The sequence below is a fragment of the Vogesella oryzagri genome, assembly GCF_040148885.1.
GTDB classification, from domain to species: domain Bacteria; phylum Pseudomonadota; class Gammaproteobacteria; order Burkholderiales; family Chromobacteriaceae; genus Vogesella; species Vogesella oryzagri.
In genome coordinates, this window is sequence record NZ_JBEFLD010000005.1 from 272,663 (window position 1) to 284,788 (window position 12,126).

At 67.1% G+C, this 12,126-nt stretch carries 11 protein-coding genes; 6 read left to right on the forward strand and 5 right to left on the reverse strand.

Translation table 11 applies throughout. The features are described 5' to 3' along the window. The first annotated feature begins 155 nt into the window (after positions 1–155). On the forward strand, positions 156–1,025 hold the full coding sequence (locus ABNW52_RS11460; protein WP_349587774.1) for a DMT family transporter: 870 nt from the start codon (positions 156–158) through the stop codon (positions 1,023–1,025). Here the strand turns inward: ABNW52_RS11460 and ABNW52_RS11465 are convergent, their stop codons facing one another. Together ABNW52_RS11465 and ABNW52_RS11470 are read right to left on the reverse strand one after the other, a co-directional pair. Beyond that, positions 1,026–2,327, reverse strand: a complete 1,302-nt coding sequence (locus ABNW52_RS11465) for an ATP-binding protein (protein WP_349587777.1) — start codon at positions 2,325–2,327, stop codon at positions 1,026–1,028. Then, positions 2,324–3,055: a response regulator gene (locus ABNW52_RS11470; protein ID WP_349587779.1), complete on the reverse strand. Its 732-nt coding sequence runs from the start codon at positions 3,053–3,055 to the stop codon at positions 2,324–2,326. Before ABNW52_RS11470 ends, ABNW52_RS11465 begins: the two co-directional genes overlap by 4 nt. Before the next feature lie 208 nt (positions 3,056–3,263). On the opposite strand from ABNW52_RS11470, the gene ABNW52_RS11475 reads away from it, so the two are divergent. From ABNW52_RS11475 to ABNW52_RS11485, 3 genes are all read left to right on the forward strand, one after another. Then, positions 3,264–3,863 (forward strand): hypothetical protein, encoded by a 600-nt coding sequence (locus ABNW52_RS11475; protein ID WP_349587782.1) that lies wholly within the window; start codon positions 3,264–3,266, stop codon positions 3,861–3,863. A gap of 67 nt (positions 3,864–3,930) precedes the next feature. Further along, positions 3,931–4,290 (forward strand): hypothetical protein, encoded by a 360-nt coding sequence (locus ABNW52_RS11480; protein WP_349587784.1) that lies wholly within the window; start codon positions 3,931–3,933, stop codon positions 4,288–4,290. Positions 4,291–4,391: 101 nt separating this feature from the next. Next, complete coding sequence (locus ABNW52_RS11485) at positions 4,392–4,850, forward strand: hypothetical protein (RefSeq protein WP_349587786.1); 459 nt, start codon at positions 4,392–4,394, stop codon at positions 4,848–4,850. Positions 4,851–4,937: 87 nt separating this feature from the next. Here ABNW52_RS11485 and ABNW52_RS11490 read toward each other — a convergent pair whose 3' ends face one another. The 3 genes from ABNW52_RS11490 to ABNW52_RS11500 all read right to left on the reverse strand — a co-directional run bounded on the left by ABNW52_RS11490 (position 4,938) and on the right by ABNW52_RS11500 (position 7,392). Continuing rightward, positions 4,938–5,912, reverse strand: a complete 975-nt coding sequence (locus tag ABNW52_RS11490) for a quinone oxidoreductase family protein (RefSeq protein WP_349587789.1) — start codon at positions 5,910–5,912, stop codon at positions 4,938–4,940. Positions 5,913–6,005: 93 nt separating this feature from the next. After that, positions 6,006–6,587 (reverse strand): YqiA/YcfP family alpha/beta fold hydrolase, encoded by a 582-nt coding sequence (locus tag ABNW52_RS11495; RefSeq protein WP_349587791.1) that lies wholly within the window; start codon positions 6,585–6,587, stop codon positions 6,006–6,008. Between the two features lie 49 nt (positions 6,588–6,636). Further along, positions 6,637–7,392, reverse strand: a complete 756-nt coding sequence (locus tag ABNW52_RS11500; protein WP_349587794.1) for a substrate-binding periplasmic protein — start codon at positions 7,390–7,392, stop codon at positions 6,637–6,639. Between the two features lie 123 nt (positions 7,393–7,515). Here ABNW52_RS11500 and metH point away from each other — a divergent pair, with 123 nt between their 5' ends. Together metH and ABNW52_RS11510 are read left to right on the forward strand one after the other, a co-directional pair. Beyond that, positions 7,516–11,247 (forward strand): methionine synthase, encoded by a 3,732-nt coding sequence (metH, locus tag ABNW52_RS11505; RefSeq protein WP_349587796.1) that lies wholly within the window; start codon positions 7,516–7,518, stop codon positions 11,245–11,247. Positions 11,248–11,408: 161 nt separating this feature from the next. Then, complete coding sequence (locus tag ABNW52_RS11510) at positions 11,409–11,987, forward strand: TMEM175 family protein (protein ID WP_349587798.1); 579 nt, start codon at positions 11,409–11,411, stop codon at positions 11,985–11,987. Positions 11,988–12,126 lie beyond the last annotated feature (139 nt).

Consider the following 12,126-nt stretch of genomic DNA (forward strand, 5'->3'; position numbering starts at 1 on the left):
CACCTCCCTGAGCGGGAGCCTGCAAAGGCATTCACCCCGGTTACCATAACCGGGGTTTTTTCTTGCCCGTCGCCTGGTTGCGGCGCAAGAAACGGATCGCACTGGCCGTTGTTGCCACCTACACTGCCGACATCTCCCTCTGTTCAACATTTGTCATGAAAACTGATCACTGGCTGCTGTTGCTGTTGGCCGCGCTGTGGGGCGGCTCTTTCCTGTTCATGCGCGTGGCGGTGCCGTCGCTGGGGCCGTTCCCGCTGATCGAACTGCGGCTGGCGCTGGCCGCGCTGGTCCTGCTGCCGATATTGTGCTGGCAGGGCGGACTGGCGCTGTGGCGCGCACACTGGTGGCAGATCGCCGTATCCGGGGTGTTTCTGTCGGCACTGCCTTTTTGCCTGATTGCCTGGGCCACGCTGACGCTGCCGGCGGGAGTGGCCTCGGTGCTGAATGCCACCACGCCGCTGATGACGGCGCTGTGGGCGATGCCGCTGGCCGGCGAGAGGCTGACCGCGCAACGCAGCGGCGGCCTGCTGCTGGGCCTGGCCGGGGTGACCGTGCTGATGCTGGGACGCGGCGCCGGCTTTGATGCCGGTACGCTGCTGCCGGTACTGGCGATGCTGGCGGCCACCGCCTGCTATGGCTGGTCCGGCCACATGACCAAACGCTGGCTGCACGGCGTGCCGCCGCTAGTGATCACAGCGGGCATGTTGAGCAGCGGTTCGCTCTTGCTGTTGCCGCTGGCGTGGTGGCAATGGCCGGCGGGCGAGATTGCGGCCAACGTGTGGGGCGCGGTACTGGCGCTGGCGCTGGCCAGCACCGCCTTTGCCTACCTGATCTTCTACCGGCTGATCGCCCGGCTGGGCGCTACCCGCGCCAGCGGCGTCACCTACCTGGTGCCGGTATTCGGCGTGCTGTGGGGAGCGTTGCTGCTGGGCGAGGCCATCAATGCCGGCATGCTGCTGGGTGCAGCGCTAATTCTGGCCGGGGTGGTACTGCTGGGCTGGCAGCCGGGCAAGCCGCGGCCGTAATCACAGCCGCAGCAGCGGCAGCGTCACCTGCACGGTGAAGCCGCCTGTCGGCGGATGCTCGAACTGCAGCCGGCCGCCGTGCTGCTTGACGATGCGCGACACGATGGCCAGCCCCAGCCCGCTGCCGCCATCGGTGCCGCGGTGTGCGGCCAACCTTTCGAACGGCGCCAGCGCCGCCTGCTGCAGTTCCGGCGCGATGCCGCTGCCGCTATCGTGCACCCGCAGCATGACCTGCTGCGCCGCGGTTTGCAGACTGACGGCAAACGGCGCCGCGCCGTAGCGGCGGGCATTCTGCAGCAGGTTGGACAACAGCCGCTGCAGGCCCAGCGCATCGCCATTCACCGTGGCGTCCTGGCGCTGGAAGCTCACCGTCATGCCGTCGCGGGCAAATTTGCCCAGCACGCTTTCCACCAGCTCATCCAGCGCCAGCGGCGACAACGCCCGCGGCTCCTCGCTGCGGGCAAAATCGATAAACTGGCCGACGATGCGCGACAGCTCGTCGATATCGGTAAGCATGCCCTCGCGCTCGGTATTGTCGTCCTGCAGTTCCACCGCCAGCTTCAGCCGCGTCAGCGGCGTGCGCAGGTCGTGCGACAGCCCGGCCAGCATCAAGCGGCGTTCGCTGGCGGCTTTTTCCAGCGCGCTGGCCATGCCGTTGAAGCGTTCGATCAGCAGCTGCACCTCGCGCGGGCCGCTGGGCGCCAGCGGCGGCGGGGTGCGCCCGGCTTCCAGCTCGCGGGTGGCCGCCACCAGTTTCGACAGCGGCCGCGTGGTGCGCCAGGCCAGCGCGAACGCTGCCAGCACCGACAGCAGCGCCACCAGCCCGGCCGCCTGCAAGGTTGGCCGCAACGACGGCGGCAGATAGCGCGCCAGCGGCATCACCAGCCAGTAGTGCTCCGCCAGCATCGGCACCTTCAGCCACAGCTCGTGCCGCTCGCCATTGGCAAAATAGACTTCCACCGGCTCGCCCAGCGCCGCGCGCAGCGAATCGGCCAGCTCGCGCCCCATGCCGGGCACGCGCGCATCGCGCGGGGTCTTGTCATCCAGCGGCAACAGCCGCGGCAGGCCGATATGGTCGTTGGCGCGTAGGAACGGCGCGCGCTGCGCCGACGGCAGGCTTTCCAGCACGCCTTCGTAATCGGCCAGCGTGTCCACCACCTGGGCGTACAACTGCCGCGACAGCAGGCGGTTTTTCTGCTGCACCCCCAGCCACAGGGTAAACACCTGGCTGGCCAGCACCGCCATCACCACCAGCACCGCCAGACGGGTGAACAGCGTGCCGCGCAAGGCCGGCCACTTCATCCCGCGTCCCTGCTGCTGCCATCCGGCACGAATACATAGCCGTAGCCCCACACCGTCTGCAGGTAGCGCGGCGGGCCTTCCGGCTCCTCGATCGCCTTGCGCAACCGCGACACGTGCACGTCGATGCTGCGGTCCTGCGATTCGCCGCCGCCCTTGCCCATCGCCAGCTCCATCAGCTGCTCGCGCGTCAGCGGCCGCCGCGGGTGGCTGGCCAGCGCCAGCAGCACCGCGTATTCCGCGGTGGTCAGCGCCACCACCGCTCCGTCACGGGTCAGCTCGCGCCGCGCCGGGTTCAGTACGCAGCGGCCGAAGCGCATCGGCTCGGCCTCGGCCAGTTGCGCCGCCACCACCGGGGTGTGCTCGTAGCGGCGCAGCACCGCGTTGATGCGCGCCAGCAGTTCGCGCGGGTTGAACGGCTTGGCCAGGTAATCGTCGGCGCCCATTTCCAGCCCCAGGATGCGGTCGACATCCTCGCCGCGCGCGGTCAGCATCACCACCGGGATCGGCTCGCCCTGCGCGCGCAGACGGCGCACCACCGCCAGGCCATCCTCGCCGGGCATCATCACGTCCAGCACCAGCAAGTCCGGGCGGTTGCGCGCCAGCTTGCGGTCCAGGTCGCGCGCATCCGGCAGCGTGTCCACGGTGTAGCCCTGCTGGCTGAGATAGCGCTGCAACAGTTCGCGCAGCCGCACATCGTCATCCACCACCAGTATTTTGCGTTGCTCCATAGGGTTTCCGTTACCAGCCTTGAGTTCAGTGCAAAGCGTACCCTGCGGCACCGCCCGCGTCAGCCCTGGCGTAAAGATTGATTAAGCCGGCGGCCAACCTTAACAGCCGTTAACACTCTGCCGCCGGCGGCACAAAGTTGGGCAACACCCGGCGCCTACAGTGCAGACATCCAAACGGCCCACGTGGCCACCTGCCAGGAGCTGCCCTATGAACACCCGCACCATGCTGACCGCTGCCGCGATTGCCACCCTCACCGCCCTGTCCGCCACCGCCATGGCCTTTGGCCCGGGCATGGACGCCGGCGGCAAACCGCCCCGCGCCGAGATGCAGGCCTTCCGCGATGCCGTGATGTCCGGCGCGCTAAGCGATGCCGAGCTGGCCACGCTGAAGAAGGATCGCGACGCGCTGCACGCGCAAATGGAAAAACTGCGTGCCGACGGCAACCTGAGTACGGCGGACCGCGACAGCCTGCAGAAGTTGCACCAGGCCATGCGCGACAAGGTGCAAACCCTGATCGCCAACAACGAGCGCAGCAAGCCGCGCAGCAGCTGGCCAAGCCAGCTGCTGCCGGAGCCGGGCCGTCACGGCAAGCATCATGCCGGTGGCCGCGACGGTGGCCAGGGACACTGGGGCAGCCGTGACGACATGCACGCGTTTCATGCCGCCGTACAGTCCGGCGCGCTGACCGACGCCGAGATCGCCACCCTGCGCCAGCAGCAGCAGGCACTGCACGCCAAGCTGCAGGAGTTGATCGACAACAACGACCGCGCCCAGCCGCGCCAGCAGCCGGCCGCACCCAAGCCGTAATGCCCATGACAGCGTGCCATGCACCCCCGGCATGGCACGCCGTCGTCACGCAAGATAGAATGTGCTTATGAATCGGCTTTTTCCGACGCTGTTGCTCTGCATCGCGGCCAACCTTGGCAACGCGGCCCTGGCCGCGCCGCCGTTCTTTGCCGGGCCGCCGCAATTCCGCGACCAGCAAGACGGCATGGACAGCCAGCGCCTGCGTGAGCTACGCCTCAGAGAGGCGATCGATCGCGGCGAGCTGAGCCGGGAAGAAGCCAAGCGCCTGCGCCAGTACTATCGCCGCCACGACGCGCTGCGGCCGTACCCGCCGCAATCCGGCATGGCCAGCCAGCCATACGGACGGCAACCGGCAGAAAAAGACTGGCGCCGCTGGCGTAAAAAACAGGATAGGCTGAACGCACTGCCGTTTGCCGCCCCGGACTAGCAACGCGCAGTATTGCCCCGCAGCGGCCAGCCAGCTGGCGCTGCCGGGCAGACGGCGTTGTCCGTTACGGCCGGCATCACATTTGAATCTGGGGGATGGGCATGAGATGGCAACGCTGGGCATGGCTGCTGGCCGCAGGGCTGGCCGCGTCACAAGCCTGGGGCGCGGCGCCGGCCGCCTGCCGCACCGCGGCGGACAGCCAGGCCTGCCAATACGCACAGGCCGGCGAAGCCAGCTGTAGCGACGTGGCCCTGCCCGACCGCCCCGCCTGCCGCCAGCAATTCACCCCACCCGCCAACTGCAAGCGCGAGCGCGACCACGCCGCCTGCGTCGCCCTGCAGCAGGCGCAATACCACTGCAGCCAGCAACTGGGGCTGGCGCGCCGCCAATGCCTGGCCGACGCGCTGCCGGCCCCCAGCTGCCGCCCCGGCACGCCGCCGGAGCGCTGCCGCGCGCTGCAGCTGGCCGCCAAGCGCTGCGGTACGCTGTTTGGCAGCCAGCGCCGGCAGTGCCAGCACCAGATCATCCAGCAACAGGACGACGGCTCGGCGCTGCGCTGACGCGCCCCGACTGACCGCAGCATGTGACAAGGCCGCCGCTCGCGAGAGCGGCGGCCTTGTCGTTGCGGCCAACGTTGGCCGCGGGCCTTACGGCAGCAGGATAATGGAGCCGGTGGTGAGCCGCGCTTCCAGGTCGGCATGGGCGCGGGCGGCATCGCTCAGCGCGTAGCGTGCCGACGGCTGCACCTTGACCGCGCCGGCGCGGATGCGCTCGAACAGCGCCTCGGCGCTGGTTTCCAGCTCGGCGCGGGTGGCCACGTAGTCGCCCAGCTTGGGACGGGTGAAATACAGCGAGCCCTTCTGCGCCAGCAGCAGCGGCGCGAACGGCGGCACCGCGCCGGAGGCGTTGCCGAAGCTGACCAGCATGCCGCGCGGCGCCAGGCAATCCAGCGAAATCTCGAACGTGTCCTTGCCCACCGAGTCGTACACCACCGGCACGCCCTTGCCGTCGGTGATGTCGTTCACCCGCGCCACCACGTCTTCCTCGCGGTAGTTGATCACGTGCTGGCAGCCCAGCCGCTGCGCGATGGCGGCCTTGTCGGCGCTACCGACGGTGCCGATCACCTGCACCCCCAGCGATTTGAGCCACTGCACCGCGATCTGCCCCACTCCGCCGGCGGCGGCATGCCACAGCACGGTCTGGCCGGCTTCCACCGCGAAGGTGCGGCGGATCAGGTACTCCACGGTCATGCCCTGCAGCATCACGCAGGCGGCGGTGTCGTCGGCGATGTCGTCCGGCAGCCGCACCAGCGGCGCGGCGTTCATCACCCGGCGCTGGCTGTAGGCGCCCTGCGCGCCGCCGGCGTAGGCGACGCGATCGCCCACCGCCACGTGGCCGACGCCCGCCCCCACCGCCTCCACCACCCCGGCGGCCTCGGAGCCGAGGCCGGACGGCAGCGTCAGCGGGTACAGCCCGCTACGGTGGTAGGTGTCGATGAAGTTGACGCCGATGGCGGTGTGGCGCAGCAGCACTTCGCCCGGGCCGGGGCGGCCAGGCTCGCTCTGCTCCAGCTGCAGCACGTCGGGGCCGCCGGTGGCGTGAAAACGGATGATCTGATTCATGCAAGCCTCCTGTCGATGGCGCGGGGTCTGTGCGCCTGATGCGGCATCTTGCAGCAAAGCACCGCCGATGGGCAGCAACAGCCTGTTCTGCTGTCAGTACGCTGCCGGCACGCGCCCGTGCAGTGGCAACAGCCCGGGCAGGCATTGCGGCCAACGTTGCAGCCGGTGGTCGTCGCCGTTGAACACCGTCTGGCGCGCACCGCGGTAGTGGCAGGCCGCCACGCGCCAGTCCAGCACCTCGTCGGCGGTGCCCAGCACCAGCCAGTAGTTGGCCGCATGCAGCCGCTCCGGGCGGATGGCCTGCAGCTCGGCCATGTGCTGTTCGGTCAGCACATAGTCTTCGCCGGTGTAGGGGTTGTGCTGCGGACCGAGAAAGCGCGCCAGATCGTGCTCCGGATAGATCGCCGGGTTGATCAGCACCGCCGGCAGCCGGAAGCGCTCGGCCAGATGGGTGGCATAGAAACCGCCCAGCGAACTGCCGATCAGCACCACCGGCTCGCGCACTGTCGTCAGCCAGCCGGCCAGCTGCGCGATGGCGGTGGCCGGATACGGCGACAGCTGCGGCGCGGAAAACGCATGCGACTGGCCGCAGCCGGCCAGAAAGTCGCGCGTCTCGCGCGCCTTCAGCGATTGCGGGCCGGACTGGAAACCGTGCAGATACAGGTAATGGGTCATGATGGCAACAGGCGGGAAAGATGGCGCAGTGTACGCCAGGCGCCGGCGCTCAGCGCGGCTTCCACTGGTAGCGTTGCAGGATGCGCAGCACCTCGCCCTTGCGCTCCAGCGCGGCAATGGCGCGGTTCAGCTGCGCCACGCTGTAGCGCGATCTGGGCGCCACCGCGCAGTAGGTCTGGTGGGTGGACACCAGCCACGGCTGCACCTTGATGCGCTGCGCCGCGGCGGCATTGTTGCGCGCCCAGCCGGCCAGCTCCAGCTCGGAGGTGATGGCGACATCCACCGCGCCCATGCCCAGCGCCTTGAGGGTGGAATCCAGCCGCGGATGGTCCACCCGCGCCGCCACGCCGTCCTGCCACAGCGGCTGCAGCGTCGGGTAGTGATAGCCGCGGATCACGCCGATGCGCAGCCCGGCCAGGTCCTGCTGCGCCACCACCTGCCGCGGCAGCGTGGTGCTGGTGACCACGCGCTCCACCTGCGGATAGAAGTCGCGGGTCCAGCCCAGCCGGTTGGCGTTGCCGAACCACGCCGGGTTGGCATTGCACACGATGTCCACCGTGCTGGCCTCCACCGCCGGCTCCACCCGGTTGCGCGACAGCAGCTGAAAACGCGCGCCGGTGGCCAGCTCCGCCGCCAGCGCCATGCCAAGATCATAGCTAAGACTGGGCGCCAACTCGCGCGCCGCATTCAGCACCACGATGGGCGGCGCATCCGATTCGGCCACCCCGATACGCAGCTCTGCCGCCTGGCTTGCGCCGATGGCAAAAAGCAGGGCCAACACCAGCGTGGTCGATTGCTGCGGCATATGCGGCTCCCGGTCTTTTTTATATTGTATTGTTCTAAAGAATGAGCTTATCCGATTGTTTCGCAATGATAAGATGAAGCTCTTTTGTCTACGTAGTTTTACCTAATAAAAGCAGCTTTCGCCATGTCCACACACGCTCCGCACCCTGTTTTCGACCTGCTGGCCCGCCGTATCCTGATTCTGGATGGCGGCATGGGCACCATGATCCAGCGCCACCGGCTGGAAGAAGCCGACTACCGGGGCGAGCGTTTCCAGGACTGGCCCCGCGATGTGAAAGGCAATAACGACCTGCTGGTGCTGACCCAGCCGCAGATCATTGCCGGCATCCACCAGGCCTATCTCGACGCCGGTGCCGACATCATCGAGACCAACAGCTTCAACGCCACCGCCATCGCCATGGCCGATTACGGCATGGAAGCATTGGTGTGGGAGCTGAACTTTGCTGCCGCCAAGCTGGTGAAAGAGCTGTGCGTGACGATGACTGCAGCCAACCCGGACAAGCCGCGCTTCTGTGCCGGCGTGCTCGGCCCCACCAGCCGCACCTGCAGCATCAGCCCGGACGTCAACGATCCGGGCTACCGCAACGTCACCTTCGACGAGCTGGTGGAAACCTACACCGAGGCCATCGACGGTCTGGTCAAGGGCGGCGCCGACTTCCTGCTGGTGGAAACCATTTTTGACACGCTGAACGCCAAGGCGGCGGTGTTCGCGATCCACAAGTATTTCGACGAGCGCCCGGACACGCTGCGGCTGCCGATCATGGTGTCCGGCACCATCACCGACCAGTCCGGCCGCACCCTCACCGGCCAGACCACCGAGGCGTTCTACAACAGCCTGTCGCACGCCAACGCGATGAGTTTCGGCCTGAACTGTGCGCTGGGTCCGGATTTGCTGCGGCCGTACGTGGAAGAAATGTCGCGCATTTCGTCCACTTTCGTGTCGGTGCACGCCAACGCCGGCCTGCCCAACCCGCTGGCGCCCACCGGCTACGACCTGACGCCGGAAGACATGGCGCCGCAGGTGCGCGAGTGGGCGGAAGCCGGGCTGGTGAACATCATCGGCGGCTGTTGCGGCACCACGCCGGAACACATCGCCGCCATCTACCAGGCGGTGAAAGACCTGCCGCCGCGGCCGCTGCCGCAGATCGAACCGAAGTGCCGGCTGTCCGGGCTGGAGCCGTTCAACATCGGCGACAAGGACCTGTTCGTCAACGTCGGTGAGCGCACCAACGTCACCGGCTCCAAGGCGTTTGCCAAGCTGATCCTCAACGGCGACTACGCCACCGCGCTGGACGTGGCGCGGCAGCAGGTGGAAAACGGCGCCCAGATCATCGACATCAACATGGACGAGGGCATGCTGGACGCCCACGCCGCCATGGTGCGCTTCCTCAACCTGATCGCCGCCGAGCCGGACATCAGCCGCGTGCCGATCATGATCGACTCGTCGAAATGGGAGGTGATCGAGGCCGGCCTGAAGTGCATCCAGGGCAAGGGCATCGTCAACTCCATCTCGATGAAGGAGGGCGTCGACAAGTTCATCGAGCAGGCACGCCTGCTGCGCCGCTACGGCGCGGCGGTAATCGTGATGGCCTTCGACGAGGTCGGCCAGGCCGATACCTACGCCCGCAAGATCGAGATCTGCGAGAAGAGCTACCGCATCCTGGTGGATGAAGTCGGCTTCCCGCCGGAAGACATCATCTTCGACCCCAACATCTTCGCGGTGGCCACCGGTATCGAGGAACACGCCCGCTACGGCCTGGACTTCATCGAGGCCACCGGCTGGATCAAGGACAATCTGCCGCACGCCAAGATTTCTGGCGGCGTGTCCAACGTGTCGTTCTCGTTCCGCGGCAACAACAAGGTGCGCGAGGCGATTCACGCCGTGTTCCTGTACCACGCCATCAAGCGCGGCATGACCATGGGCATCGTCAACGCCGGCGCGCTGGAAGTGTATGACGAGGTGGACGCCGAGCTGCGCGAGCGCATCGAGGACGTGGTGTTGATGCGGCCAACCGCTGACGGCGCCGACAGCACCGAAAACCTGATCGCGCTGGCGGAGAAGTTCAAGGGCGACGCGGTAGCCGGCAAGCAGGGCGAGGACCTGGCCTGGCGCGAGCTACCGGTGGAAAAACGCCTGGAACACGCGCTGATCAAGGGCATTACCAGCTACATCGAGCAGGATACCGAGGAAGTGCGCGCCAAGAGCGAGCGCCCGATCCACGTGATCGAAGGCCCGCTGATGGACGGCATGAACGTGGTGGGCGACCTGTTCGGCGCCGGCAAGATGTTCCTGCCGCAGGTGGTGAAATCGGCGCGGGTGATGAAGGCGGCGGTGGCCTATCTGGAGCCGTTCATCGAGGAAGAAAAAATCCGCCTCGGCCTGCAGGATGCACCGGCCAAGGGCGTGATCATCATGGCCACGGTGAAGGGCGACGTGCACGACATCGGCAAGAACATCGTCGGCGTGGTGCTGCGCTGTAACAACTACAAGGTGATCGACCTGGGCGTGATGGTGCCGTGCCAGAAGATTCTGGACGCCGCCATCGAGCACAAGGCCGACATCATCGGCCTGTCCGGCCTGATTACCCCCAGCCTGGAAGAAATGAGCCACGTCGCCAAGGAAATGCAGCGCCAGGGCTTCGATATTCCGCTGCTGATCGGCGGCGCCACCACCAGCCGCGTGCACACCGCGGTAAAGATCGCGCCGCATTACAGCGGCCCGGTGATCTACGTGCCGGACGCCAGCCGCGCGGTGGGGGTGTGCTCCAACCTGCTGTCCGACACCCTGCGCGATCCGTTCGTGAAAGAAGTGGCCGACGATTACGCCAAGGCGCGCGCCATTTTCGAAGGTCGTGGCGATGCCAAGCTGCTGCCGCTGGCCGAGGCGCGCGAGCAACGCCACCGCATCGACTGGGCCGGCTACACCCCGCCGACGCCGAAATGGCTGGGCGTGCGCCGCTTCGAACACTATGACCTGGCCGAGATTGCCCGCTTCATCGACTGGACGCCGTTCTTCCAGAGCTGGGAGCTGGCCGGCCGCTTCCCGGCGATTCTCGACGACGAGATTGTCGGCGAATCCGCCCGCGCGCTGTGGGCGGATGCGCAGGCGATGCTGCAACAGATCATCGACGAGAAATGGCTGGTGGCCAACGCGGTGATCGGCCTGTTCCCGGCGCGCAGTGTGGATGTGGACGATATCGAGATCCTGGACCCGGACACCCGCGCGCCGCTGATGACCTGGGTCGGCCTGCGCCAGCAGCTGGTGAAGACCGACAAGGACGGCAACAGGAACCCGGACTGGGCGCTAGCCGACTTCATCGCCCCGGCCGACAGCGGCGTGGACGACTACATCGGCGCCTTCGCCGTCACCGGCGGCCTGGGCATCGACCCGCACGTGGCGCGCTTCGAGGCGGCCAATGACGACTACTCGGCAATTCTGCTCAAGGCGCTGGCCGACCGCTTTGCCGAAGCCTTTGCCGAGCTGATGCACCACCGTGTGCGCACCGAGTTCTGGGGCTATGCCGCCGGCGAGGCGCTGGATAACGAGGCGCTGATCGACGAGAAGTACGTGGGCATCCGCCCGGCGCCGGGCTACCCGGCCTGCCCGGACCACACCGTGAAGCGCGAGCTGTTCGAGCTGATCAACGCCCCGGCCATCGGCATGACGCTGACCGAGGGCTACGCCATGCTGCCGACCGCGGCGGTGTCCGGCTTCTACTTCAGCCACCCGGACAGCCGCTATTTCGGCATCGGCAAGATCAGCCGCGATCAGGTGGAAAGCTACGCCCAGCGCCGCGGCGTCAGCCAGCAACAGGCCGAGCGCGACCTGGCGCCCAACCTGGGCTACAACGCCTGAGCCTCCTCTGCGGCCAACGTTGGCCGTAGCCACAAACGGCAGGCCGACTGGCCTGCCGTTTGTCATTTATCGCTACTATGTAAGCTGTTAGCCACTTACTTCACCCCTACCACGGCCGCGCCCCAGCCGGGCGCGCCGTCACCGACACAGGAAGCGTCAGCATGGGAAAAGGCCGACTGGAAGCATTCAGCGATGGCGTACTGGCCATCATCATCACCATCATGGTGCTGGAACTGAAAGTGCCGCACGGCAGCGACTGGGGCGCGCTGGCGCCGCTGCTGCCCAGTTTCTGGAGCTATGTGCTCAGCTTCATCTACGTCGGCATCTACTGGAACAATCACCACCACCTGCTGCATGCCGCCAGCCAGGTATCCGGCGGCGTGTTGTGGGCCAACCTGCACCTGCTGTTCTGGCTGTCGCTGCTGCCGTTTGCCACCGGCTGGATGGGGGAAAACCACTTTGCGCCGCTGCCCACCGCGCTATACGGCGTGGTGCTGCTGATGGCCGCCATCGCCTACTTCGGGCTGCAGCAATGCATCGTGGCACTCGATGGCAGCAACTCGCCGCTGCAGCGCGCGCTGGGGCGCGACTGGAAAGGCAAGCTGTCGCCGCTGCTGTACCTGAGCGCGATCCTGGCCTCGTTCTGGATGCACTGGCTGGCGCAGGGCATCTACGCGCTGGTGGCGCTGCTGTGGCTGATTCCCGACCGCCGCCTCGAGCATGTGGTCACCCGGCACTAGTCACGGCCGGGTTGGCGCGGCATCGGCGCCACACGCCACCCACACCGCCGCCGCACGGCACTTGATCTGGCACAGGTAAAGCAGGCATTGCCCGGCGCGACGGCGGCGCGAATTGATAAAGCTCGCTTACAATAGCTGT